Source organism: Paenibacillus konkukensis (assembly GCF_023523925.1).
Classification (GTDB): Bacteria; Bacillota; Bacilli; order Paenibacillales; family NBRC-103111; genus Paenibacillus_S; species Paenibacillus_S doosanensis.
Map to the genome: position 1 here is coordinate 6,509,708 of NZ_CP027059.1, position 25,951 is coordinate 6,535,658.

The window sequence follows — 25,951 nt, forward strand, 5'->3', positions numbered from 1 at the left end:
TTTTTATTGTTTAGGAAATGATGCGCAGCAATTTCCTGTGGATATCCGGGGGCTCCCCGAAAGTAACGGGAATAAGCTTCAGAGCATTACGTCACTTTTGGGGGATTTGTTATTTAATACTGGAGCTGAACTGCGTCAGGCTCATTCCGGTCTCGGCTTTGAACATCCTGCCGAATGTATGCAAGTCTGCATAGCCTACCCGAACGGCGATTTCATTGACCGAGAGGCTGGTATTGGCCGCCAGCTCTTTGGCCCGTTGGATGCGAATCCATCTCAGATATTTCATGGGGGACAGATTATAGAACTGTTTGAATTTGCTCAGCAAATAATTGCGGCTTAATTCGGAGACGGACTCCAGCTGCTCCAAAGTAATATTTTCCGCATAATGCTGCTCCAAATAACGCCGGGCCAATTCGACCCTTGCTCCCGAACGGGTTTGATTCAAGGCGAACGGCGCCGCAGATGTCAGCAGCTGCAGAAGAATGCCGATCAAGATATGCTGGCACCTCAACTGATTGACCCAATGAGGGTCCTGATAATTATGGACTAGCTGGTGAAGCTGGTCTTCAAGCGGCAGGCCGCGAATCGTACCGAGATACGTCTCTTTCGGAAGCAAATCGGACAGCGGAAAGTTCCTGCTCTGTCCGAAATGAAACAAGATGCTGATGCACTTGTAAGGACTTCCGGCTTTTCCATGGATGGTGTGCGGATGATCGGGCCGGATCAGAAAAAGATCTCCTTGTTTTACCGGCATCGGCTTATCTCCGAGCATGAATTCTGCGCTTCCATCCTCTACGTATTCCAATAAATATTGTTTCAAGCGCCGGTTTTTGTACAAGTCTTCTTCCCCATGCAAAAAATCGAAGCGGCTGGCCAGCGTAATATAAGGGGGGAAATAATAGTTAAACAGCCTGAGTATCGTCTCTTCAGGACTTAGAGCGAAGTATTCCTGATCTTCATGCGGAGCAAGTGCCATACCGATCACTCCTCACTGATTCGATACATTGATTGTAATCAAAAAATAATGATTCTAGCAACTCGGCATAGATAAGAAGTGGAATAGCCTACTCCGGGCGCTAGTCCTATAGGGCTAATTCGGTTTACCTGAATGTTATAACTAGACGTTATCCATTTTTTAAAAAAGTGATTTCGGCAACTTAAATGTTGCTTTTAGCTAAATACAAGGGAAAGGAAATTTTCTATAATGATTTTTAGAAAGCGTTACCAACCAGGGAGGGACTTGCATTGACAAGTAATTCGGCATCGGTAGAACAGGTCGTCAAAGAGGGACTGGATATCGTTGTTCTCAGGGAACCGGCTACCGGCTCCATAGCGGAGATCATTCCCGGCATCGGGAACAATCTGATTCGTTTTGAGAGCGGGGATCATCCGGTTATCGAGCCGCCGGCCCGCTTGCAGAAGCTGCAACAGGAAGCGTTTGCGCCGTTTCAGTACGGCATGCCTATGTTGTTTCCCCCCAATCGCGTACATAAAGGAAGGTTCAGCTATCGGGGAAGGGAATACGAATTGCCCATTAACGAGCCTCCGGATTTTCATCTGCACGGGGAACTGTGTAAACGGGCATGGGAGATCGTGGAAAAGGGGGTATCAGGCGATGGCGGAGCGTATGTAACAAGCCGGTTTAGCTATGCTTCCCATCCGGGCCTAATGGCTTATTTCCCTCACTCGCTAACCTTTACGGTAACTTACCGGTTATTGGCGGGACGTCTTTATTTGGAAGGCGCCATTGTTAACGACGGGGAGGAAGAGTCGCCTTTTGCATTCGGGCTTCATCCTTATTTTGCTCTACCTTTCCATCGCGGAAAAGAAATCATTCTCCATGCTCCCGCCTTGGAGGAATGGCCTGTCACTTCTCAGGCCACGGTCAAGGGTCTGCCTTCGCGAACCGAGTTGAGCCGGAGCTTGAACGAAGGCGTCTCGATCTCGGAGTATTCCGAACTGGACTGCTCGCTGATTACCCTTAAGGAAGGCGGAGCCACCTGCCGAATCGACGTGCCTGATAACGCGTACTCCATTCTCTTTCGTCTGGGGCCGGAGTTCCCTTATCTGGTGCTGTTCCGTCCGGACTGGTCTTCGGCTTACTCTCTGGAGCCTTATACGTATGTTACCGACGCGTTTAATTTGCCTTATGAATCTGAACGGACTGGAGCCAGAGGCCTCATGCCGGGAGAAACGTTCCGTTTTGCGGCTTCCATGTGGACCGAAGCGCTGGGTTGACGGTTTCGTTATGCAAGTTGACTATAAGGAGGGATCGGATTGAATTCGACGGATTTGGATGTATCTATTCGACCGCAGCTGCCGAATCGGAAAGATTTCAGAATCGGCTGTATCGGTTCCGGGTTTATTATGAGGGACTGCCACCTGGTTGCGTATCGGGATGCGGGATTTAATCCGGCAGCCATAGCTTCGAGGACATTTGAAAATGCCAAAGCAGCGGCGGAGCAGCGGGGTATCGCGAAGGTGTATGCAGCGTGGGAAGAGCTGATAAACGATCCGGAGATCGAGATTTTGGACATTGCCATCCCGCCGGATAAGCAGCTTGAGGTGGTGAAAAAGGCCGTAAAGCAGAAGCACATCCAAGGCATTTTATGCCAAAAGCCGTTGGCGATGAATTCGCGCGAAGCCTCCGAAATCGTCCGACTTTGCGAAGAGGCGGGCATCAAATTGGGGGTTAATTCGAATATGCGCTACGATCAATCGATTCGCGCCCTCAAGGCGCTTTTGGATCGGGGAGATCTTGGATTGCCCGTCTTGGCCACGATCGAAATGCGCGCGATTCCCCACTGGCAGGATTTTTTGCATCAATACGAGAACGTCGAAATTTTGAACATGGGCATCCATCATATCGATACGTTCCGGTACTTATTCGGCAACCCGTTGAAAATTACGGCTGTCGCCAGGCGGGACCCGCGGACGACCTTCCGGCATATTGACGGCATTTCCCAATATTCGTTCCAGTACGCTAACGAGCTGTTGGCGACAAGTCTTGACGATGTCTGGGCATGGCCGGGCGAAGGCACCGAGAAAGACATCTACATCAAATGGAGAGTCGTTGGACTGGACGGCTTGGCGCAAGGGACGATCGGCTGGCCCTCCTATCCGGAGCGGCAACCCAGCACGATCGAATACACGACCAAAACATCGCCGAATAAGTGGCATCGTCCAACCTGGGATGAGGTATGGTTCCCGGATGCGTTTCAAGGAACGATGGCCCAGCTGCTCCGGGCGGTTGAGACGGATAGCGAGCCTGAGATCAGCGGCAGGGACAATCTGCTGACGATGGCCGTCGTGGATGGATGCTATAAGTCGATTGCCGAAGGGCGCACGATCTTGTTTGAGGAAGTGGCGAGTTCATTCAATTAACTTTTTGGGAGGCGATGGTTCATGATTTCAGTAGGTATTTTTAACGGGTATTATCCGTATACATTGGCGGAAACGATTTCACGAATTCAGAAGGACGGCTTTTCCTGTGTTCAACTGGATCTCTCCTTCAAAGATCTGGATGTATCCGCTCATAACCTCGATAAGAGCAAGGCTCAATTCATACAGCATGCGTTCCGGGACGCTAACCTGCCGATAGTGGCCATCTCGGGATACACCAATATTATTCATCCTAACCCGGATATTCGGGAACAGAACATCGCAGGGTTAAAGAATCTCCTGCGCTATGCCCGCGATCTGGGTACCCCGTATGTCATCAGCGAAACCGGTACATATAACCGGGAAAGCGATTGGGTCTGGGATTCGAAGAACGGCACAGAGGAAGCTTACGAGGAGATATGCAGACAGATTGAAGATCTGGCAAAATTCGCTTACGAGCATGGTTCGGTGTTCCTGGTTGAGAACTATGTGAATAATATCATCGGTTCGGTCGATCAAGTGACCAGGCTGTTCTCCGATGTAAACCATCCGGGGCTCGGCTTGCTCATGGACCCGACCAATTACTTTACGGACACGAATATTCATCACGTGGACGAGGAGATTCACCGCATCTTCAATGCATTGGGCGACAGAATCAAGATTGCCCACGCCAAGGACTGTAAGCCTGCGGAAGACACAGGAGAAAAGCATGTCAATATCGACGCCGCCGAATCGCATACGTTCCGCGGAGCGGGAGCCGTCGAGCTTCCGGCGCCGGGACTGGGCATACTGAACTACGATCTGTACTTGGCCCGCTTGGCGAAGCTGCACCCGAATATTCCGATTATTATTGAGCACCTCGACGAGACCGACATTCCCCGGGCCAAGCAGTTTCTGGACGGCAAGCTGAAGCGGCTGGGCGTCTAAACCAACCCTTGAACGTTTGATTGGCGGATAAGCGTGCAGAATAGCGCGCTTATCCGTTATCCGGTTGACCGTTTGAAAGGAGATTTGAGATGGAAGTACAGACCAAGAGAAGGGATTACAGCATTACAGGTCCGGAGGGCAAACGCGCGGAGGAACGGGGACTGGTAGCGGCCGAATGGTACACCAGCCCGATTCCCCGCCAAAAAATGAAGGAATTGATGAAGAGAAAGGACGGTCCCGCCATACGGGATACGATAATATGGTTCGGCGGACTTGTCCTATTAGGCTATCTCGCTTTCCTCTCTTGGGGGACCTGGTGGGCGGTGCCGGCCTTTCTGGCGTATGGTATTTTGTACGCTACGCCCGGCGATTCCAGATGGCATGAATGCGGGCACGGCACAGCGTTCAAAACGCCTTGGATGAACGAGGTTCTATATCAAATCGCTTCCTTTATGGTGCTTCGTTCGGCTACGCCGTGGCGCTGGAGCCATGCCCGGCATCATACGGATACGATTATCGTAGGACGCGACCCGGAAATCATTACGGAGAGACCGCCGATTTGGAAGCAGCTTCTGCTGCAGGTCTTTCATTTATACGGGGGTCCCATAGAAATCAAGCGATTCCTTCTGCATACTTTCGGTAAGTTGGAGGCCCAAGAGAAGGAATATATCCCTGAATCCCAGTACAACAAAACGTTCTGGGAAGCGCGCGTGTACATGCTGATCATACTGGGGGTTATAGGAGCTTGTCTCTACGCCGGAAGCCTGCTGCCGGCCATGTTTGTATTTCTGCCCTCGTTCTACGGCGGTATCGTCGTCATTACCTTCGGCATTACCCAGCATCTCGGCTTATATGAAGATGTCCTGGATCATCGTCTGAATACCCGTACGATCTATATGAATCCGGTGTTTCGGTTCTTGTACTGGAACATGAACTATCATACGGAACACCATATGTTCCCTATGGTTCCCTATCATGCGCTGCCGAAGCTGCACGAGGAGATGAAGGCGGACTGTCCGGCCGCGCGAACCAGTCTTTGGGCGGCTCTGGCAGAGGTTATTACAGCGCTGCGCAAGCAGAAGCAGGACCCGGCTTATGTTGTTGTCAAGCCGCTGCCAAGCACGGCACGACCCTATATGTATGGAATTCCCCATGAAATGGATCTCGAATTGCAATTAACGAGGTCTTAACGTTAAACGAAGGAGTGAAGCCGGCATGAAGGTAACAGAATGGTTGGAGGTCTGTCATATGGAGGATATCGAAATGGAAGATGTCATGAGATTCGACCATGACGACCGCACCTTTGCCGTGTATCGTACCGACAAAGGCGAATTTTTTGCAACCGACGGATACTGCACCCATGAGAAAATTCATCTTGCGAACGGGCTTGTCATGGGGAGTGTTATTGAATGCCCGAAGCACAACGGCCGTTTCGATATTAAGACCGGCGCGGCCAAACGAGCTCCGGTGTGTGTCGATCTTAAGACGTATCCGGTAAAGATCGAGAATAACAGAGTATTTATTCAGCTTTAAAAGCGTGGTGAACAAGTGGCCGAAGAGTCGATAGAAAGCTGGAACGGCGTAAGCGGTCGCCTTTGTAGACGGAGCGAGTGGAAACTTCTATCGACCGCAGGCTGCTTGTTTTTCACCACCCATTTAATGGTCAGGAGGTCTAGGAAGCCGTATGATACAAAAAAATCCATTCGGGAAGCTGGAAACATCCGTTTCGCGTTTAGGCTTTGGAGCTATGGGGCTGGGCGGCGTTTTTGGGCAATATGGAGAAAAAGAGCTGATCCGGTCCGTCTTGAACTGCCTGGAGCAAGGCGTCAACTTTATCGATACGGCCCGTAATTACGGGGAATCGGAAAGAATTCTCGGGCTGGCTCTGAGAGAGTGGACAGGCGAGAAGCCGTTCATCGCTTCCAAAGTCCAGTCCCGAGGCCCCGGCAATTTAGGGTGGGGCCAGCCGATTCCGATTGAGACAGCCTACCCCAAAGGCTGGCTTAGAGAAAGCACGGAGACCTCGCTCAAGCTGCTCGGTGTAGAGACGATAGATTTAATGCAGCTTCACCAATATTGGCCCCAATGGGACCGCGTTGATTATTGGATGGAGGAGCTGCTTCAGTTAAAAGAGGAGGGGAAGATCCGGGGAATCGGGATTTCGCTTCCCGATCAGCGCCATGACCTTGCATTATCTCTCGTACAGAGCGGCAAGATCGATTCGGTGCAGACGGTATTTCATTTATTCGACCCTCTTCCTCTGGATTGCCTGGTTCCATTTTGCGTTGAAAACCGTGTTGCCGTCATCGCGCGCTGTATTTTGGACGAAGGGGGCTTGACGGGCTTTCTGCGAGAAGACACTCCATTTGAAGAAGGGGATTTCCGCAAATCCTACTTCGATTATTTGCCCCGTTCTATCTATATGGAGCGAGTGAACCGCTTGAAGGAGGCATTCATCCCGCAATATGCCGATAGCTTAGCGGAGCTAGCCATCCGGTTTGTTCTCCAGCATCCGGGAGTGACGACGGCAATCAGCTCGATGCATGTGATGAAGTATGCCGACGAGAACATTGCAGCCGCCGGCAAGCCGCCTTTGCCTGACGATGTTTTTGAAGACATTCGCCGTCACTATCGATGGGTGAGGAACTTCTATGAAACCAAATATTGGGCCTAAAGTGCTATGGTCCGAGCTGCTGCCGTATGAATTCAGAGCCAGGCTGGCAGAATGCCCGACGGTTTATTTGCCGCTTGGAATTTGTGAGCCGCATGGGCAGGTAAGCGCCTTTGGACTCGATACGTTTAAAGCGGAATGGCTCTGTATCGAAGCGGCTCGTCGCACTGGAGGGATCGTAGCGCCTTCCATGGGCTATCACATTCATGAAGCGGGATACCACGCCAGGTGGCTGGAGGAGGAAGTAGGGGAAACCGACCCTCTCCTAACCGGCATTCCCCCTGCGGTGATGATTCATTTATTGCTGTACCAGCTTAGGTCCTTCGTCAACGCGGGATTTCGAACCATTGTCGTCGTTTCGGGACATAGCGGAGGCAATCAAGCGGATTTGCGCCAAGCAGCCGCTGCCTTTACGGAGCATGTTCCGGTTACCGTATGGGTCCGAAGCGATCCTGAGCTCGCGGATGGACTGTACACAGGGGATCACGCGGGAAAATACGAGCTATCTCAGCTAATGTACCTTCGTCCCGAGCTGGTGGATATGGAGGCCAGGGCATGGGGGAATGTGCCGGGCTCCGGAGGGAAGATGGCGCTCGGCGACGATGCGGATGAAGCGACGCCCGAGCTGGGACAAAGCATTATGAATGCTTGTCTGGACCGCCTTTGTGCCGCGGTTTGTTCATTAAACAAGGCTCAACACTCCAAGACCATTCCTCCGTTAACGTATGGCATTATCGAAGAAATATGGCGCCGGGTATTATCCGGCTCGGAGACCTGGGTAACGGCTCGGCCGTGGCCGAATCAAAAGCCGGTCTCAGCTCATTCGCGGTGGAAAACGTACGAGTGCTACAGGGCGGACCGTTAAGGCAAGTATGCCGGCGGCGGTTGTTCGAACTTGACTCGGTGCAGAATGAAACGGACTAGCGTTCGATAGTACGCTAGTCCGTTTCTGTATGGTTATTTGAAAACCACCTCTAACCGCGGCCGCTCATCTTTGAAAGATACGTCGATGCTCATCGCGGTTATGGCTGCGGCCATTCGGCCGTCAATAAGGCGTGGGTCCGCATCGTCTGCTCCGCCAGCTGAGTTTGCGCTTGGCCGGTGCTCAAATCGTTATACTCGTACGTCATCGGCAAAACGGCTTCGATATGATAATTGCCGGGAGGAACCGGATGTCCGTCGTCGTCCTTCATATCCCAAGAGAACTGGAACCGGCGGTAATAGAGCGGCTTCAGGCTTCCCGTCAAGGCCGGAGCCCGGCCGTGCCATACCGGTTGAAAGACGCTCTCGCCAGCTTGCTCGGTAACCCGGGTAATGATGACATCGTAAACGATGGGCTTTGTCATTTCCAGCGAATTATCTCCGACATGGGTCAGCTGCAGGTCGACTTCGACGGGAGACCCGAGCCAGAAGCCGTTCGGGCTGTTGAAGTCGTAGGCGTCCAGGCTGAGCGCAAGCGGCATTCCGCGGTAGCCGACGAACCGCTCCGGATAACTGCCCGCCGTCCATGAACCGCTGAGTTCATGGAGCTTTGCCGAAGCCGGAGGCGTATAAGCCTGCGCATCCACCGGAGAAGGGATGGGGTCTCCGGCGGTTTTCCGCACATATAGACGGGCGATGTCGAAGTCGGAGCGGATGACCCCGGCCGCTTCTTGCTGCTCGCTTTGAATGCGGACCCGGTACAATCCTTGGCCGCTCGGAAGCGGCAGCTCTTCGGAGAAGCGCTCGGCGGGCAGGCTTGCCGACTGCTCCCACACTTCGCGGTAGCCGGCTTCTTCCCGTTTCTCCACGATAAACTTCAGCTTGGAGCCTACCGCCGTGCGGACGGAGCCGCTCACCTGTACGGAGGCAAGCTCCGTCGCCGTCAGGGCGGAAGCCGGCTGATCGAGCGAAATGCGGCTGTACTCGCCGTGCGGCAGCGGCGTATCGTCCGGCAGCAAGCCGCTGGCTCCCAGCAGCTCTGTGGCCGGGGCGAATCTTTTCTGATACAGCACTTTATAGCCGTTCGTTATTTGCAGAACGACATCGTTATCCTTGATGTCGAGCGGCGTCTCCGCGGCCAGCTTATACCGGGACAGTCCGCCGTCTCCGGCCGCTTCGCCGGTCTTGAACACGTTGAACCGGCCTTCCGTGTACAGGGACTGACTGGCGTGATTTCTGGCGATCAGCGCAGGAATGAACAGCTTGCCGTCGTCCAGATAGGCGTCCGCCTGCACGCCGTACAAATAGCTCGGACTGGAATCCAGCACGCCGTAGTCCTGCACCTCGTATTCCGCGCAGCGGTAATCCCACTGCGAGTCGCTGTGATCGATGTCCGTGGAGCAGCCTAGCAAAGCGCGCGCGTCCTGTTCGTGCACGAGCCAGTCTCCATTCTCGATCAAGGGCGCCTTGGACCAGTCGGGTCCTTCGGTCTCCGAGCCGAGCCAGTATAGAGAAGGGCCCTTGCGATCCGGCGTCATCTGAATGCGATTGACGCCGTTATCCAAAGTGAGCGTATGCTGCCGCGCATCCTCGGATACGAGGTAGCCGAGCCGCTCGGCCAGCTTGCGGATCGAGAGCATCGGCGTTCCGTCGGCGATGCGGCCGATGACGGCGTCCTTCAGCCGGACGACCGAATCCGCAGCCGTTATCGGGCCCAGCTCCGTTATGGCCGTCTGCCGGATGACGAGCGGCGCGTGTTCCTTGTAAGCTTCCGTCTCGCCGGGAGCGAAGCTTAATGTCCGCGCCTGCTCATTCCATTCCACCTGCCCGAATGGCCCGAGGTCGTTCAGACGCACCGCCGTTTGTCCGCCGATATTGTAAGAAGGGATGCTCACCCCGTCGTACTCGGCCTGAATGTCCGTGTACAGCACATCTCCCAGCTTGACGCCGACCCGGCTCGGCGGATCATCCTGCTGCGCGGGCGGCGGCTCGGCGGGCTTGCCGGAAGCGTAATGAATCGATACTTTGTGCTGGGCGGGAAGCCAGGCGACTTCAAACCCGTACTGCCGCAAATCTTCGGCCACGACGGCGGTGTAGCCGTCGATATTCATCGAAGGGATGGGCTGGCCGTTAATAGACGCCCGAATATCGGTGGAGAGCACCCGCCCGATAACGTCCCCGATCTTTCCGCTTGCCGGAAGCTCAGCCGCAGCAGGCGCGGCCGCTGCGAAAGTGTAAGCGAACGTCCACGCCGTTCCGGCGGCCAGCCAGCGGCGCCATAATCGCCTCGGTTCCCGATTTGTTTTCACGAAAGCAGCTCCTTCGTTTCTTTTTCTCATTAGACGCAAGGCAGGCGCCAAAAGTTACGTTGGGCGAACCGCAAGCCGGTCCTAGAAGCCCGGTGAAAAAAGAGCGGAGCGGCCATTTGAATCTGGAAAAGCGCAAGCATTCGCCTTTTTAGCCGGATGTTATCCGCTTCAGAGGTTATAAAAGTAATGATTACGCTTATAAAACGTAAAAAATACTATTTACAAATAGGCTTGGTTGTTTTATGATGGACTATGTTATTTGTAAATTTTACGTTTATAAATGGGGCAAAGAGATTATATGCAGAGCATGGCTGCTTATTGGCGATGCGGCTGTTGCAAGGAGGAGGTGAGCGCATGGAACTGATCCGGATGAAGGAGGTTGTCTTCGGATATACCGAGTATCCTTGCCTGGACAACGTGAATTTATCGGTGATGCAGGGGGAATTCGCCGCAATCATCGGCCCGAACGGCGCCGCCAAGACGACGCTGCTCAAGCTGATGCTCGGGCTGCTTAAGCCGTGGACGGGCGAGATTGAACGCCCCGGACTCCCAGCCGAGGGGCGGGGCGGGACGATAGGATACGTGCCCCAGCAGATCGCTTCCTTCAACAGCGGCTTTCCGAGCAAAGTGCTGGAGTTCGTTCAATCGGGCCGTTATGCGCGGCGGCGCTGGTTCGCCAGGCTGGGGGCGCAGGATCATGCCGCGGTCGAGGCGGCGCTAAAGCAGGTGGGGATGTGGCATTTGCGCCATAACAGGATCGGCGAGCTGTCGGGAGGACAGAAGCAGCGCATTTGCATCGCCCGCGCGCTTGCTCAGGAGCCGGACCTGCTTGTGCTTGACGAGCCCGCGACCGGGATGGATAAGGAGAGCCGATTAGGCTTTTATGAGCTGATGGAGCATCAGGTGAAACGACACGGGCGATCGGTCGTTATGGTGACGCACGGCTTGGAGGAGGCGCTGCCGCGCATCGACAGGGTCATCGAGCTGAAGCGAAAGGAGGGAGGAGATTGGAAATGCTGCACTACGAGTTCATGCAGCGGGCATTTTTGGCCGGAGGGATCGTCTCCCTGCTAGCTTCCGTGCTGGGCGTCTATCTGATGCTGCGCAGACAGGCGCTGATGGCCGATACGCTGTCCCATGTGTCGCTCGCCGGAGTGGCGCTCGGATCGCTGCTGCGCCTAAACCCGGTCGTCACCGCTTTCCTGGTCGCCATCGTCGGAGCGTGCGCGGTGGAGTACGTGCGCAGGTCGTTCCGGTCCTTCAGCGAAATTTCAATTGCGATCATTATGATCGGCGGGCTGGCTTCTTCGGTCGTCATCATGAATATGAGCCAGGGGCTCAGCAAAAGCATGAACGCCTATCTATTCGGCTCGATCGTCGCCGTCAGCGGCGGCGAACTGTGGCTGATGCTGGCGGTGGCCGTTATCGGCGGGCTGTATTTCTGCCTGCTGCGCCGCCCTTTGTATGTGCTTGCGTTCGACGAGGAGACGGCAGAGACGAGCGGGCTGAAGGTGAAGCTGCTGTCGCTTTCCTTCAGCATTATGACGGGAATGGCCGTTGCCGTAGCGATGCCGATCGTCGGGGTGCTGCTCGTCTCGTCGCTGGTCGTGCTGCCCGCCGCGCTCGCTATTCGCATTGCCCGCAGCTTCGCCGGAGCGATCTGGATTGCCATGGCGGCGGGGCTGACCGGAGTGTATACGGGCTTGACCGCCTCGTATAAGCTGAACACGCCGCCGGGCGGGACGATCGCTTTGACGCTGCTCGCTTTTCTGATCGGCGGATTGCTCGTCAAGCGCGGCTGGCTCTACATAGGGAAGCTTCGCAATCGAAACGTACCGCTGCAGGAAGAGAAGATCGGTTCCGCGACTTCCGGCGAGCTGACGCATGCTCCTTCCCGCGGCATGCAGTAAGAAGCGGATTTTCACTACACTTTTAGATATAAATGGAGGAACGAGATGAAATCATTAGTAAAGCAATCATTGGGATTATTGTTGGCCTCGAGTTTGGTACTTGCGGCAGGATGCAGCAGCGCGGAGCCGAAGACGGCTCCGGCGGCGGCCGGCGGACAAACCGCCCCGCAATCGGCCGCAGACACTTCGTCTAAGCCGGCGGCTGCGACGAAGCTGAAGATCGTGACGAGCTTCTATCCGCTGTACGAGTTCTCGCGCCAGGTGGCCGGAGATAAAGCGGATGTCGTGAATTTGATCCCCGGAGGCGTGGAGCCGCACGATTGGGAGCCGACCGCTCAAGACATGAAGCAAATTCAAGACGCCGGCATCTTCGTATACAACGGCGCCGGCATGGAGAGCTGGGCGGATAAGGCGCTCGACAGCTTGAAGAAAGAGCAAACCGCCGTTGTCGAAGCGAGCAAAGGGATCGAGCTGATGGAAGGCGTGGAAGAGGAAGACGAGGACGACCACGATCACGGCAAGGAGCATGCTTCCGCCGAGGGGCCTGTGCTTGATCCCCATATTTGGCTCGACCCGGTTTTGGCGCAAAAAGAAGTGCAGGCAATCCAGGATGCGCTGGAGAAGGCCGATCCGGCCAATAAAGAGACGTACAAGAAAAACGCAGATGCTTACATCGCCAAGCTGCAGCAATTGGACAAAGCCTTCAAGGACGGACTCTCCGGCGCCAAGCATAAGGAATTCGTCACCCAGCACGCCGCTTTCGGCTATTTGGCCAAGCGCTATGGCTTGACGCAGGTGCCGATTGCCGGTCTGTCCCCCGAACAGGAGCCGTCGCCGGGCAAGCTGGGCGAGATCGTCCAATTCGCTAAGGAGAAGCAGGTGAAGACGATTTTCTTCGAAACGCTGGTCGCTCCGAAGGTCGCTGAGACCGTTGCCAAGGAGCTCGGCGCCAAAACCGCGGTGCTCAATCCGATCGAAGGACTGACGGACGACGACAAAGCGAAAAATCTCGACTATATCGGCATTATGCAGAACAACCTCGCCGCATTGCAATCGGCGCTGAACGAATAATGACAGGCCCGTTTCCTCTCCGGCGATCCGGACGGGGAGGCGGGCTTTTTTTGTTGTTTAGGAAGTGATGCGCAGCAATATCCTGTGGATATCCGGGGGCTCCCGGTAAAGTACCTGAATCAGCTTCGAAGCCAAAGCCCCAATTGGTGGAATTATTTTGCCGTTTAACCGGAAAATGGCTTGCACCCGCCTCCTGCGATTGGCGCAGCTTCCCCTATGAGCGTTGTGAAAAGCGGCCTGAGAGCGGGGAGGGAGTTGGAAATGTTCAGATTTTGTACAGTTTCTGTTAGTATACTTATAAGCTGTGCAGCGAGCGGAGCCAGAGAATAGCATTGGATAGCAGGAAAGAGGTTGCAAGTCAAAATGGCGGACAACATTAACGTTTACGAGAGCACGCAAGTGCTGGAAGCGGGTGCGGTGCTTGCCGCGTTAGAGCGTTCCTTGGCCATGATCGAGTTCGACAGGCACGGAAACGTGCTGTGGGCTAATGAATCTTTTGCCCGGACGATGGGGTATTGCGCGGAGGAGCTGCCCGGCGCGCATCACCGGCAGTTTTGCACGAAATCATTTGCGAACAGTCCGGAGTACGGAGCTTTATGGGACCGGCTGCGGAGAGGGGAAAAATTTCAGGAAAAAGTGGAGCGAATCGCCAAGGACGGACATATCGTTTGGCTGGAAGCGACGTATATGCCCGTACAGGATAAGTCGGGCGCTATATCGGCCGTATTGAAGGTCGCTACCGACATTACCGTGCGGGAAGAGACGGGTGCGCGCGTGACGGGCGAGCTGCAGGAGATGGCTGCGGAGCTGTACCGGCGGGCGGAGGCGGGACTCGGCCGCAGCAGGCAGCTGTCATCGGCGGTCGAAGAGACGGTCGGCGGCTATGAACGGCAATTGCACGATTTGCGCGACCTGGAGCAGCAGGCTCAAGCCGTCCGCAGCATCGTCAAGACGATTCAGGATTTCGCTTCACAGACGAATTTGCTGGCGTTGAACGCAGCGATCGAGGCTGCGCATGCCGCAGAATACGGGCGCGGCTTCGGCGTTGTTGCAAGCGAAGTGAAGAAGCTGGCGCTGCAAGTGCAGGAAGCGGCAGGGGAAATCCAAACGGATCTAGAGGGCATTTCCGATCAAGTCGCGCGCGTCAGCGGAGGCATCAGAGATTCGCGGCAGGCGATTATCAAGAGCCTTGAGCAAAACAAGCTGGCCGCCGAAGCGTTCGTCGAGATCGGCGAAGCTGCGGGACAACTGGACGAGCGGGCTAACGATTTGCGCGGAATGATGTCGCAAGGAAACGTATGAGAAAACACAGTTCCCGCTCGCATAGCGCGTCGGTCCAAGCCTGCGGGCTTGCGGTCATCATGCTGCGGCTTGAGGTCTGCGGAACGGCCGGCGGACGACGAATTCCTCAATATATGATATAATCTATCATGTATTACACTATCTACCACCGGGAGAGTTCCGTTATGATCATCCAGTTCATTCGTTACAGGTAAAAAGGGTGCAGATCATGGAATCCATTCATTTTTTTTGGAAAATGATTGGGTTTATTTGACTGCGCCTTTTTTCATTCACCTATTACGAATGAACGGGGTGCTTTTTTGATGTCCAAAAAAGAAAATAAACGGACGGTTCATGCGGGCGTTATAGCACAAAATGAAGCGATTTTCAGATGCCCGTTATGCTCATCTCCGATGCGAATGGCCGGTCTGCAAAGCCTTATTTGCAGCCAGCGCCATTGTTTCGATCTATCGCGGCAGGGCTATATTAACTTATTGCCGCGGCCGCTGGAGACCAAATACGATAAGCGGATGTTCGAGGCGAGAAGGATGTTGTGCGGAGAAGGTCTCTTCGAGCCGCTGCACGCCGCCGTAAGCGATACGATCCTGAAGCGGCTCGGCAGCGGCAACGCGCAGGCGAGAATATTGGATGCAGGGTGCGGGGAAGGCTCGCATTTGTCAGGCATCCGGGACAACATCGTGCGAAATGCCGGTCGGCCGCCGCTCACCGTAGGGCTCGACATTTCGAGGGACGGGATCGGAGCGGCCACGGCCTATGCGAACGCGATTTGGTGCGTCGGGGACATCGCGGCCTGCCCGTTTGCCGGCGGGCAGTTCGGATTCATTCTGAACATGTTGTCGCCGGCCAACTATGCTGAGTTTCGAAGACTTATGACCGCTGACGGCATGGTGATCAAGGTCATTCCCGAACGGGATTATTTGAAGGAATTGCGGGGTGCTTTGTACGGAGGCTTGCCGATGCGGACTTTTGCGAATGATCGGACGTTGCAGCTGTTTCGGGAAAACTTTAGGCAAACGGATGCGAAGCGGGTGCGGTATCGGTTTCCGCTGGACAAGCAGCTGCTGGAGCCGCTGCTGCGCATGACGCCGCTCTCATGGAGGGTGACGGAGGAGCGTCTGCAGCAAGTTCTGGCTATGAGCTTGCCTGAGATTACGATTGATTTAATGATCTTAACCGGAGAGAAATAGACGAGGGCGATTGCCTGCCGGATTTTCGGGTAAAACCAATTAAGAACGGGGGTCATGCGGGCTGCATGACCCCCGTTCCCGTATGGGCAACGGCTCAAGCTCAAGCTCAAGCTCAAACTCAAGTCCAAGCTCAAGCTGCGCCCCTACCGGAAGGAGGCGCCCGAAGCTTCGGCTCCCGGAACGAGCAGCTCCAGGCCGTTCATGTACGGCCTCAGAGCCGGCGGAATCCGGACCGAGCCGTCTTCCTGCTGGTGGGTTTCCAGCAGCGGGATGAGAATGCGCGGCGAAGCCACCGCGGTATTGTTCAGCGTATAGCAGAAACGCAGCCGACCCTGCGCGTCGCGGTACCGGATATTGGAGCGCCGCGCCTGGAAGTCGAGCAGATTGGACGACGAATGAGTTTCGCCGTAGTTTTGCCGGCTCGGCATCCATGTTTCGATATCGTACTGTTTGTAGGTTTTTTGCGACATATCCCCGGTACAGACGGCCATCACCCGATAGGGCAGCTCAAGCAGCCGCAGCAGCTCCTCCGCATTGCGGGTGATCGCCTGGAGCAGCGACTCCGCAAGATCGGGGTCTGCTTCGCAGAGCACGACCTGCTCCACCTTGGCGAATTGATGCACGCGGTATAGACCGTGGACGTCGCGCCCTGCCGAGCCGACCTCGCTGCGGAAACACTGCGATGCGGCGGCCAGCAGACGGGGGGCCGACAGATCGACGATTTCGTTGCTGTAATAGGAGATCAGCGCCGCTTCCGATGTGCCGGCCAGCCACGTTTCGCCGCCGTCGATGCGGTACACCTGATCTTGACCGAGCGGGAAAAAGCCGGTGCTCGTGAGCGCTTCGGTCCGCACCATCAGCGGCACTTCCAGCGGCGTGAAGCCTTTGTGCAGCAGCAAATCAAGCGCAAGCTGCTGAACGGCGCGGTGCAGCAGAACGCCTGCGCCCTTCAGGTAGTAGCTGCGGCTGCCGCCCGTTTTCACGCCGCGCGGAATATCGATCATATCGTGCAGCTCGCCGAGCGCTACATGATCTCTGGGGGCAAAGGCAAAGACCGGCTGCGCGCCTGTGCTCCGAACCTCGACGTTATCTTCGTCCGACAACCCTTCGGGCGTGTCCGGCGATACGATATTCGGAACGAGCAGCAGCAGCTGATTGCAGGCCAGCTCCGCTTCGGCCAGCTCCGTCTCCAGTCCGGAGAGCTGCAGGCCGAGCTCTCTTACCTCCGCTTTGCCCGCCTCGGCTTCATCCGCGCGTCCTTCCCGGATCAGCCCGCTAATCGCTTGCGACCGCTGATTGCGCGCTTGACGCAGCGGCTCGATCCGCTGCAGCAGTTCCCGCCTTCGTTCGTCCCATTCCAGCAGTTTGGCAACCGACAAGCGAATCTTTTTCCGGTCGGCGACCGTCTGCACCAGCCCTGCGTGTTCTCTCACCCATTTGATGTCCAACATGGTTCCCTCGCTCCTTTTTGTGTGAAAATGCAAAAAGCGCCCTCATCCGTATGGGACGAGGAGCGCTTCACACTCGCGGTGCCACCCAACTTGACCGAACCGCTTCAGGCGATTCGATCCTCTTTGGTTCCGCGGTAACGGGCGGTGCCGGTAAGCTTAGGGGGGATGCTCCGGGTGTTGGAGCCCGGGTTCCCCTTGACGAAAACGCCTCCGAGTTGGATTCTCTTCATAGGCATAATGGCCGTGATGAAATTGTTTTATCAGTATACCGTATTCCGGACCCTTTATTCAAGTGCGGGCCGGGCGAAGAACCGCATGTGGAGTCGTTTGGCGAAGGAAAATGTGGAAAAGTTTGGATGAGTAGGCTTTCGATAGGATACCGGATGCAAACGCCGGCATATAATGCAAGCAATAATAAAACAAGGTTCCGGCTGCCGCGCCGATTTGTCGCCGCACAAGACAAACGGGGCGGAAGAGCGTATGATGGAGGAGGGGCGGAGGAAATAAAAGTGAAATAGGCAAAAGCATATTTCAAAGGTTTTACATATACTAACAGCATGTGAATAAGTTGCTGCGGGAGGTTACCATGGGAAACTATCATTTTATCGGAATTAAGGGCAGCGGGATGAGCGCTCTGGCGCAGCTGCTGCACGATCTTGGACACCGTGTTCAGGGCGAGGATACCGAGGATTATATATTTACCCAGGCTGCTTTGGAGTCGCGCCGGATTCCGATTTATACGTTTGGCCATGCTCCGCTGTCTTCAGAGATGACCGTTATTGCCTCCAACGCATTCCAGGACGACCACGCCGCGCTGGTGCATTGCAGGCTGGCCGGGCTTACGGTGCGGCGTTATCATCATTTTCTCGGCGACTGGATGCGCGGCTTTACGAGCATTGCGGTTACCGGATCGCACGGCAAGACGACGACGACCGGAATGATGGCGCATGCCTTAGGCTCGGTGAAGGCCTCGTGCAGCCTTGTCGGAGACGGAACGGGAACCGGACATCCCGATGCCAGCCTGTTTATTTTCGAGAGCTGCGAGTATAAAAGGCATTTTCTCGCTTACCGTCCTGAAATTGCGGTTATTACGAATATCGATTTCGATCATCCCGATTATTTCGCAGACATTCACGATGTGAGGAGCGCTTTCGAAGAGATGGCTTCTCTGGTCCGGGGGAATTTGGTCGCCTGCGGCGACGACGAGCAGGTGCGTCTCATGCGGACGGACAAGAAAACGCTGTTGTACGGGTTCGAGCCGCATAACGAGCTGAGAGCGGCCGATGTGGCCGTAGCCGGAGGCGGCGTCTCTTTCTCCGTCCAGTGGCGCAGCGCGCAGCTGGGGCGTTTCTTCATCCCGGCGTTCGGCCGGCATAATGTGCTTAACGCGCTGTCGGTCATCGGCACGGGGCTGCTGCTCGATCTGGACATGGAGCAAATCAGAGCGCATATGAGCTCGTTCTCCGGAGTGAAGCGGCGCTTCACGGAGAAACGGTGGAGAGGCAACGTGCTGATCGACGATTATGCGCATCATCCTTCGGAAATTAAGGCTACGCTGGAAGCGGTGCGCAGCAAATATCCGGAGAAGCGGGTGGTCGGCGTGTTTCAGCCGCATACGTTCAGCCGCGTAGAGAAGCTGATGGACGATTTCGCCGTGTCGCTGCGGGAGGCCGACGACGTGTTCTTATGCCCGATCTTCGGCTCGGCGCGGGAAGCGTTCGGCAAAGTATCGATCGAGCAGCTGCGCGAGCAAATTCCGAATGCCCAGCTCATTTCCGAAAGCACGGTCGCCGATCTGACCGGCTACGATAACAGCGTTCTCGTATTTATGGGAGCGGGCGATATTCAAAAGTACCAACAACTGCTGGAACGCCTGTAAGACAAGCGGAGGTTGGCGTTATATATAGACGGCCTTAAGGCTAAACCAAAGGGCGGCTCCCATCCGGATCGGAATACTACCGGAGGAAGCCGCCCTTGGCTTGCGGATGACAGCTAACCGCTCGTTAGCCTTGCAAAATCTCCTCGATGGCTTGCAGCACATCTGCGGACAGCGTGATCCCGCTGGCGGCGCAGTTCTCGACGACCTGCTCCGGACGGCTTGCGCCGACGAGAGCGCTGGCGACATTATTCTGACGGAGAATCCAGGCGATCGCGAGCTGGGATACTTTGATGCCGAGCTCGTCCGCGATTTTGGAAATGCTCTCGACTTTAGTCAGGTTGGACTCGCTGAGCTGTTTCTCGCCCCAGTTTTTGCTGGCCGCCCGGCTGTCCGCAGGAATCGGCCGACCCAGACGGTATTTGCCTGTAAGCAGACCTTGAGCGAGCGGAGAGAAGACGACCTGTCCGTAACCTTTTTCCAGGCCGATAGGAATAATTTCCTTCTCGATGTAACGGTTGAACATATTGTAAACCGGCTGGTTGACGATAATCTTGTCGAGCAAATATTTGTCGGCAAGCGCGTACGCCTCCACGATTTGAGCCGGAGTCCATTCGCTCACGCCGATGTAGAGCGCCTTGCCCCGAGTGACGAGATCGTCGAGGGCGCGCAGCGTCTCTTCGAGCGGCGTCTCCTTATCGTAGCGGTGGCAGTAATAAATATCGATGTAATCGGTTCCGAGACGCTTCAAGCTGGCATCGCATTGCTCCATGATGTGCTTGCGCGACAAGCCGCGGTCGTTGGGGCCTTCGCCCATTTTGTTGAACACCTTCGTGGCCAGCACGTAGGATTCGCGCGGATATTGGGACAACGCCTTGCCCATGACTTTCTCCGCTTCGCCGCGCTCATACATATTGGCGGTATCGAAGAAATTGACTCCAAGATCGTAAGCTTGCTCGATCGAACGAACGGCATGATCGTCCGCCACATAGCCTCCGTATGTCAACCAGCTTCCCAGGCTGATCTCACTTACTTTCAGTCCGCTGTTTCCCAGTTTGCGATATTGCATCTCGCATGCCTCCCTGATTTGGTATAATGGTTGCTGTAGTCTATTATAGAAATAATCGCTTGTTTTGGTAAGAGCTGAAAAAGAGTTCATTAACTTACCTGAAGGTACGGCACTTACGAAAAAGTAACTTTGGATTTGATAAATAAACCCATGCAAGTTGCTTCAGTCAAAGATCACATCGTATGCTTCCGCCAAAGGAATTCCCAAACTGGATCGTGAGAGTGATTAGAGCGTGTCTTCAAACCTAATTTAGCCATAACAAAATAGAGGCCAGCGATAAGAAGGCGGCAAATGTACAGGTTAGTTTATCATAACGAGTGGCCAGTCTGCGATAATGTTTGAGCTTGTTGAATAGACATTCGACCAGGTGGCGTTCTTTGTAGAGCCACCAATCGCACTTTCGCTGGACTTTACGATGTTTTCGACTCGGAATGACTGCAATGGCTTGTTGCTTCTCTATCAGTTCCAGGATGTTATTCATGTCATAGCTTCGATCGGCAATTACCGTCTTACCGGCCAGATCCATATCTTGAAGCATTTCATAGCCTTTCACACAATCGTGGCTATTGCCAGCAGTCAGTTCGAAGCGCAACGGATTGCCGAGCGCGTCCACAATGACATGGATTTTGGTCGTTATTCCACCTCTGGATCGTCCGATAGCTTGAAATTGCTGCCCACTTTTGCACCTGCGCCATGCTGATGGACGCGGACAATAGTGGCATCGAGCATGATATTTTCAAAATCAGGGGATATAGATACATGCTTTAGCAGACCTGTTGATTAACCACTAAATGGTAGAAAAAGAGCCGTCAACCCGGTAAAATGTTTGTACCCCTACAAACAGACCGGAAGGTGACGACTCCATGAAAAAGTTTAACACGATTCTCCCGATTCTTCAAACTGTCCTTACACCCGAAGAAGTCGAATCCATCGTTAAAGCGATTGGTTATGTGGATAAGGCGCGAAAATTCACCGTTTATCAGTTGCTTCACTATTGGGTTGCCGCAGCCAGTGAAGAATGGTCCGGGTATCGTTTCGGCGCAGATCATGCTGCTTGTAACGGTCTGTCTCAAGTTCACTATTCGTGTTTTTCCGGAAAAGCAGCTGATGTGCCGTTTGCTGTATTTAAAGAGCTATTTCACCTGCTTGTCCGCAAATGTAATCGCGAAACTCGGCGAAAGCTGGCCTTTCCAAAAGAATTGCTACTCATTGACTCTACGACGATGACGGTTGGGAAAACTCGCTTGCCCTGGGCCCCCTACCACGGAGAGCGGGCTGCGGTTAAACTGCATGTTGCATTGCGGGCGCAAAACGGACAACCGCTTGGCGTTACGGAAACGATCGGCGCAAGGCACGATGGCCCTGTATGCGAATCCTTGGAAAACCCCGACTTTATTATGGTCATGGACCGGGCTTACGGCAAACTGGAGCGCCTGGACCGCTATAAACAAGATGGACAATCCTTTGTCATCCGGCTTCGTGACCATGTTCATTTTGAAAAACCCTATGCACTTCGGCGTCAAGTCACTACAGATTCTCCGGTCATTCGGGATATCACTTGCCAGTTGGGAACCCCTCAGTGTCGTTCTAAGCATCGTCACCGCGTTGTCATCTTTCGTGATTTTGAGGGTAGAGAAATTCGCGTCGTGACCGATTTGCTGGGCATTACAGCTGAACAAATCGCCCTGATCTATAAAGCTCGTTGGCAAATTGAGGTGTTTTTTCGTTGGATCAAGCAACATCTAAACATTCCAACGTTATTTGGTACGACCGAAAACGCCGTCTATGGCCAATTGTTCTCTGCGCTGATCGTCTTTGTGCTGCTCAAATGGCTATTTGATGGGACAAAACATGGATTCCCTCGTCATGCTAATCTTTCGTTTGTTCGATTTGCTCGCCTGCTTCTTCTGGATCGACTACCCGTAGAATGGATGATTCGCTTACATCGTCTCATTGTGGATTACGGATCGATCTTAGTTACATATTCTGGATAATCAACAGGCCTGATGCTTCAGAATTTTATCCCATATGCCGCTATCTGCCAGCGACGGAAACGAGTGTACACTGTTTTCCATGAACCGTAATGTTCAGGCAAATCCCGCCACGGTGCTCCAGATCTGGCAACCCATAGCATGGCATTCAGCATCATCCGATTGTCTTTTGCAATACGTCCGCCTTGACGTTTCCGTTCCGGTGGCAGTAAATCTTTTATTTGATCCCATTGATCATCGCGTATTTCATATCGTCTTCTCATAGTACTAAGTTTACCATGTTTTGGGCTGGCCTTGTAGTTTGAAGACACGCTCTAGTTGAAAATAAATTTTACTCTTGAAAAAAGAAGCCGAGGCTTTACGTTCTGGAGCAGAAGATTAAGCGTCTAATGATGAAATTTAATCAGGCTTCATAATCTTCGCTTTGTATTGCATGCGATATTGGTTAGGCGTTAAACCGAATCTTTTTTTGAACTTCGTGATAAAGTAGGTACTATTGGACATTCCGACCAATTCGGCTATACGCTCAATCTTAAGCGCTTGATCTTCTAGCATATCCTTAGCCTTGTCCAAACGAACCTGGGACACATATTCTGATACGCCAATTCCAAATGTTTTTTTGAATAATTGGGAAATATAGGATGAACTCATAAATGTTTTTTGGGATAGAATCTCTAGAGAGATCTCCTGATGATAATGTTCATCAATATATGATTTAACACTTTGCATAACCATTTTCGTAACATGATCGAATCGTTGTGCATCAAGCATGCCTTCAATTAGTTCTATCAACCAGGCAAAAGCCTCAAACACGTTTCGCCGTCTGAACAACTCATCTGCCAACTGTCGTGCATTGGTTGATCTACTCTCTTCATAGGGATTGTTCTCCATCATCTTTTCGGCGATCATAGGAATGATCTGATACAGAACGAGTTCCACGCTTTCATATCTGTACATTCGCTCGGAAAGCTGCTCTGTGAGCGTTTTCACCCTTCGGCGGACTTTCTCAATCTGGTTATTCTTCATAGCAAGAGCGATATCTTCGTACAAGCCTGAGGCTACAAAATGATCGAGCTGGTGTATGGCTTCGTATATTAACGGTTCTTTCAATTCGCCATGGACCAGATAACGATGCTTCATTGCTTCTAATGCACCTTCACAGGATAAATGGAGCTCTGCAGCTTGAACTATTGGGCCAACGGCGCAAATCAATGGTTTCGGCGAGAGCTCGGGTATATGTATGCTTTGTGCTATATATCTAAATACCCGGTCCCTGTCTTCAAGGTTGAAGTTAAATGTAGCCGCCAGCTTTCGTTTGCTGTAGAAGGTAAGAAATACATCTACACCGGCTTCAAGCAGTTTTTCTCTTACCTTTTTATCCCAATTGCAGAATGATGTCGAAATTTCTTCATCTAGCGCATACATTACGACGACGAACATTTCTCCACGCAGTCCTGTTAGAAATTCCTTTTCGTCTAAAAATCCTAGAGTTCCGTGCAACAATTGATTTAAATTGTTTTCTATTACTTGTGCTTTCAAATTGGCTACCGAATAGTTCAAATGCTGAATGCTTTGTTCTATCAATATATATTCGTTGCTATCCATCTTCGACTCATAATCGGGAATCCCCTTTAGTTTGGCAGCTAGTAATCTGAGAGGCTTATAATGATTTATTGCAAATACGATTGCCAGGAGCGCTCCCAGTACCAGAGCACTGGCAGAAATCATAAGAATGACCGATCGGATTTCAAATGGAACACGAAAAAAGTCGCTCGTAGGCATGAGTAATACGTATTTCCATCCGGTATAAGGAGACTCCTTGAAGAATTGCATTAGCTCTAGATTTTGTAATTTGATCATCGACAACTGCTCGGAATTTAACGCGCGTTCAAAAGAATCCGGTTTCAGATCTGCCAAACGAGGTACTGCTGATGTGCTTTGCGTAATAACTTTTCCGTCATTAGACAAAATGACTAGTGCTTCTTGATTATTAACAAGTTGTCTTGTCAAAATTTGTTTAATGTTATCTATGTATACATTTACATACAGAATGTATAACGGTCCGTCCCCGCTTTTGAGGGCAGCGGATTTAGCGTAGGTAATTAGTCCTTCTTCCTGAAGCCCGTTTCCGTGCTCTTCTTGTGCGATTTGTGTTATTGTCCAGCAGGATTCGCTAGACTTTCGCTGCTTGCAGGTCGTTTTGTCGTTAATGGGGGACGTATAATCGTATTTAACGCCGTTGCTAGAGATCAGTAATTTTTCTTTGGGATAGTAAATGTTTATGGATTCGACGAAGGGCATGGAGCTAATCTGGCTTTTAATAAACTGATGCAACTCCAGATGAGCATATGATCCTTGAAGATTAACAAACTGTGCAGACATCAACTGATCTAGAACTAGCATTTCGGCAGGCTCAAGCACACTTTTTTCCACTATGGATTCGATGTAAGATACCCGGTTTGTATTAATCGTGAGCATTTCTTTCTCAATTTTGTTTGATATCAAGCTGAACAAGTTAAGACCAGCAAGTCCTGTAACAACCAGTACGGTGAAAAAGTGTGAAAGCAAATATTTTTTGAATACACGGGATTCAAAAAATCTTTTCATAGAAAGCATGCACCTCTAAGCAGCAGTTTTTTATACAGAAAGCGCTAACAAGTATGAACTCGGACATTCTTCTTTTCGACATATTTCTTCATATTCGACATGAGAAGAGGCATCCCTGCTTAAGTGCTGAATGTTTTGATTCAACTTAACAAAAAAATGTGCTCTAATTCGCTATTCAAAAAAACGAAGTTTTCTAAATAATGTTGAAAAACGGAAATTATTGAGATGAGCACTGAAGACTAAAAGAATGTGAAGCTTTGAAGAAAAATTAATATTGAGCTTATCGGTTTGGTTGTACTACATTGGATTTGTGGGCCAAGCCGCACAAACAATCACTTATAGAAGGGAGGAGAACGATATGTTTGAATCTGTATGGAAGGCGTACGGTAGGCAGAAAGTTTTATTTTTATTTTTGCTGCCTGCACTTGTCTATGTAATCGTATTCAATTATGTTCCTATGTACGGAGTCATCATTGCATTCAAAAACTTTAATTTCTCCAAAGGCATTATGGGCAGTGAATGGGTCGGTTTCGACAATTTCGGGCGCTTGTTTCAGAGGGGCTTCTTGAGGGTCCTTCGAAATACGATAGTCATCAGTTTGCTCAAGCTTATATTTGTATTTGGCGGTTCGATTGTATTTGCGCTATTGCTTAACGAGATACGTACTCGATGGTTGAAACGTGTCGTACAGAACATCAGTTATTTGCCTCATTTTCTTTCCTGGGTTATCATCGGGAGCATTTTGGTTGAGATGTTGTCACCGTCGCGAGGAATCGTGAACCAACTGATTGAGCATTTCGGAGGGACGCCAATCTATTTTTTGGCTGACAAGACCTGGTTTATGGTCATTCTTATTTTATCGGATATTTGGCAGAGTATCGGTTGGGGATCTATCGTTTATCTTGCTGCTATTACGGCTATTGATCCACAGTTATATGAATCGGCGCGCATGGACGGCGCTAATCGTATGATGCAAGTGTTTAACATTACTTTGCCGTCGATTATGAACATCATTATTATTATGTTATTGCTGCAAATCGGAAATATTTTAAATGCGGGTTTTGATCAAATTTTCAATTTGTACAATCTAAAAGTATTTGAGGTTGCGGATATTTTGGACACTTATGCCTACCGAATAGGATTGGAGCAGGGAGACTACAGCTTATCCACCACAATCAGTTTGTTTAAAAATGTCGTGGGATTAGCGCTAGTGCTTGCTTTTAATAAAATTGCCAACCGTTTCGGTCATACCGGTCTATGGTAGGGAGAGGAGAGCCG

At 52.3% G+C, this 25,951-nt stretch carries 21 protein-coding genes and 1 pseudogene; 15 read left to right on the forward strand and 7 right to left on the reverse strand.

Annotated features, from left to right (window positions below):
• Positions 1 to 109 precede the first annotated feature (109 nt).
• Positions 110 to 976: a helix-turn-helix domain-containing protein gene (locus SK3146_RS28240; RefSeq protein WP_249861899.1), complete on the reverse strand. Its 867-nt coding sequence runs from the start codon at positions 974 to 976 to the stop codon at positions 110 to 112.
• Between the two features lie 269 nt (positions 977 to 1,245).
• On the opposite strand from SK3146_RS28240, the gene SK3146_RS28245 reads away from it, so the two are divergent.
• The 7 genes from SK3146_RS28245 (at position 1,246) to SK3146_RS28275 (ending at position 7,844) form a co-directional block, all read left to right on the forward strand.
• On the forward strand, positions 1,246 to 2,238 hold the full coding sequence (locus SK3146_RS28245) for an aldose 1-epimerase (protein ID WP_249861900.1): 993 nt from the start codon (positions 1,246 to 1,248) through the stop codon (positions 2,236 to 2,238).
• Between the two features lie 39 nt (positions 2,239 to 2,277).
• On the forward strand, positions 2,278 to 3,384 hold the full coding sequence (locus tag SK3146_RS28250) for a Gfo/Idh/MocA family protein (protein WP_249861901.1): 1,107 nt from the start codon (positions 2,278 to 2,280) through the stop codon (positions 3,382 to 3,384).
• A 21-nt stretch (positions 3,385 to 3,405) separates the two neighbouring features.
• Positions 3,406 to 4,308, forward strand: a complete 903-nt coding sequence (locus SK3146_RS28255) for a sugar phosphate isomerase/epimerase family protein (protein ID WP_249861902.1) — start codon at positions 3,406 to 3,408, stop codon at positions 4,306 to 4,308.
• Between the two features lie 89 nt (positions 4,309 to 4,397).
• Positions 4,398 to 5,498 (forward strand): fatty acid desaturase family protein, encoded by a 1,101-nt coding sequence (locus SK3146_RS28260; protein WP_249861903.1) that lies wholly within the window; start codon positions 4,398 to 4,400, stop codon positions 5,496 to 5,498.
• Between the two features lie 58 nt (positions 5,499 to 5,556).
• A complete protein-coding gene (locus tag SK3146_RS28265) occupies positions 5,557 to 5,841 on the forward strand; it encodes a MocE family 2Fe-2S type ferredoxin (protein WP_249861904.1) in 285 nt (94 codons plus the stop codon).
• A 151-nt stretch (positions 5,842 to 5,992) separates the two neighbouring features.
• Complete coding sequence (locus tag SK3146_RS28270) at positions 5,993 to 6,982, forward strand: aldo/keto reductase (RefSeq protein ID WP_249861905.1); 990 nt, start codon at positions 5,993 to 5,995, stop codon at positions 6,980 to 6,982.
• Positions 6,960 to 7,844: a creatininase family protein gene (locus SK3146_RS28275; RefSeq protein WP_249861906.1), complete on the forward strand. Its 885-nt coding sequence runs from the start codon at positions 6,960 to 6,962 to the stop codon at positions 7,842 to 7,844. The genes SK3146_RS28270 and SK3146_RS28275 overlap by 23 nt, the downstream gene beginning before the upstream one ends.
• A 157-nt stretch (positions 7,845 to 8,001) precedes the next feature.
• Here SK3146_RS28275 and SK3146_RS28280 read toward each other — a convergent pair whose 3' ends face one another.
• Complete coding sequence (locus tag SK3146_RS28280; protein ID WP_249861907.1) at positions 8,002 to 10,209, reverse strand: hypothetical protein; 2,208 nt, start codon at positions 10,207 to 10,209, stop codon at positions 8,002 to 8,004.
• A gap of 354 nt (positions 10,210 to 10,563) precedes the next feature.
• On the opposite strand from SK3146_RS28280, the gene SK3146_RS28285 reads away from it, so the two are divergent.
• The 5 genes from SK3146_RS28285 (at position 10,564) to SK3146_RS28305 (ending at position 15,679) form a co-directional block, all read left to right on the forward strand.
• Positions 10,564 to 11,283, forward strand: coding sequence for a metal ABC transporter ATP-binding protein (locus SK3146_RS28285; protein WP_249861908.1), 720 nt, complete (start codon positions 10,564 to 10,566; stop codon positions 11,281 to 11,283).
• Positions 11,217 to 12,119: a metal ABC transporter permease gene (locus tag SK3146_RS28290; RefSeq protein ID WP_249861909.1), complete on the forward strand. Its 903-nt coding sequence runs from the start codon at positions 11,217 to 11,219 to the stop codon at positions 12,117 to 12,119. The genes SK3146_RS28285 and SK3146_RS28290 overlap by 67 nt, the downstream gene beginning before the upstream one ends.
• 45 nt (positions 12,120 to 12,164) lie before the next feature.
• Positions 12,165 to 13,190: a metal ABC transporter substrate-binding protein gene (locus tag SK3146_RS28295; RefSeq protein ID WP_249861910.1), complete on the forward strand. Its 1,026-nt coding sequence runs from the start codon at positions 12,165 to 12,167 to the stop codon at positions 13,188 to 13,190.
• 351 nt (positions 13,191 to 13,541) lie between these two features.
• Positions 13,542 to 14,492: a methyl-accepting chemotaxis protein gene (locus SK3146_RS28300; protein WP_249861911.1), complete on the forward strand. Its 951-nt coding sequence runs from the start codon at positions 13,542 to 13,544 to the stop codon at positions 14,490 to 14,492.
• A 302-nt stretch (positions 14,493 to 14,794) separates the two neighbouring features.
• Positions 14,795 to 15,679, forward strand: coding sequence for a putative RNA methyltransferase (locus SK3146_RS28305; protein ID WP_249861912.1), 885 nt, complete (start codon positions 14,795 to 14,797; stop codon positions 15,677 to 15,679).
• 143 nt (positions 15,680 to 15,822) lie between these two features.
• Here SK3146_RS28305 and serS read toward each other — a convergent pair whose 3' ends face one another.
• Positions 15,823 to 17,130 carry a serine--tRNA ligase gene (serS, locus tag SK3146_RS28310; protein ID WP_249861913.1) on the reverse strand — a complete coding sequence of 436 codons (1,308 nt, stop codon included), beginning with the start codon at positions 17,128 to 17,130 and terminating at the stop codon, positions 15,823 to 15,825.
• 586 nt (positions 17,131 to 17,716) lie between these two features.
• Here serS and murC point away from each other — a divergent pair.
• Positions 17,717 to 19,009, forward strand: coding sequence for a UDP-N-acetylmuramate--L-alanine ligase (murC, locus tag SK3146_RS28315; RefSeq protein ID WP_249861914.1), 1,293 nt, complete (start codon positions 17,717 to 17,719; stop codon positions 19,007 to 19,009).
• A 124-nt stretch (positions 19,010 to 19,133) separates the two neighbouring features.
• Here murC and SK3146_RS28320 read toward each other — a convergent pair whose 3' ends face one another.
• Both SK3146_RS28320 and SK3146_RS28325 read right to left on the reverse strand, forming a co-directional pair.
• Entirely contained in the window at positions 19,134 to 20,075 is a 942-nt protein-coding gene (locus SK3146_RS28320) for an aldo/keto reductase family protein (protein WP_249861915.1), read from the reverse strand.
• Between the two features lie 244 nt (positions 20,076 to 20,319).
• The gene (locus tag SK3146_RS28325) at positions 20,320 to 20,733 is read right to left on the reverse strand and encodes an IS5 family transposase (RefSeq protein WP_434006916.1); all 414 of its coding nucleotides are present in this window, start codon (positions 20,731 to 20,733) and stop codon (positions 20,320 to 20,322) included.
• A 205-nt stretch (positions 20,734 to 20,938) separates the two neighbouring features.
• Between SK3146_RS28325 and SK3146_RS28330 the strand changes: the two genes are divergently transcribed.
• Entirely contained in the window at positions 20,939 to 22,069 is a 1,131-nt protein-coding gene (locus SK3146_RS28330; protein ID WP_249861916.1) for an IS4 family transposase, read from the forward strand.
• 47 nt (positions 22,070 to 22,116) lie between these two features.
• Here SK3146_RS28330 and SK3146_RS28335 read toward each other — a convergent pair.
• Together SK3146_RS28335 and SK3146_RS28340 are read right to left on the reverse strand one after the other, a co-directional pair.
• A pseudogene (locus tag SK3146_RS28335) lies at positions 22,117 to 22,329 on the reverse strand (transposase); the annotation flags it as partial.
• Positions 22,330 to 22,465: 136 nt separating this feature from the next.
• Positions 22,466 to 24,673, reverse strand: coding sequence for an AraC family transcriptional regulator (locus SK3146_RS28340; protein WP_249861917.1), 2,208 nt, complete (start codon positions 24,671 to 24,673; stop codon positions 22,466 to 22,468).
• A gap of 358 nt (positions 24,674 to 25,031) precedes the next feature.
• On the opposite strand from SK3146_RS28340, the gene SK3146_RS28345 reads away from it, so the two are divergent.
• Positions 25,032 to 25,937, forward strand: a complete 906-nt coding sequence (locus SK3146_RS28345; RefSeq protein ID WP_249861918.1) for an ABC transporter permease — start codon at positions 25,032 to 25,034, stop codon at positions 25,935 to 25,937.
• The last annotated feature ends 14 nt before the right edge of the window (positions 25,938 to 25,951 follow it).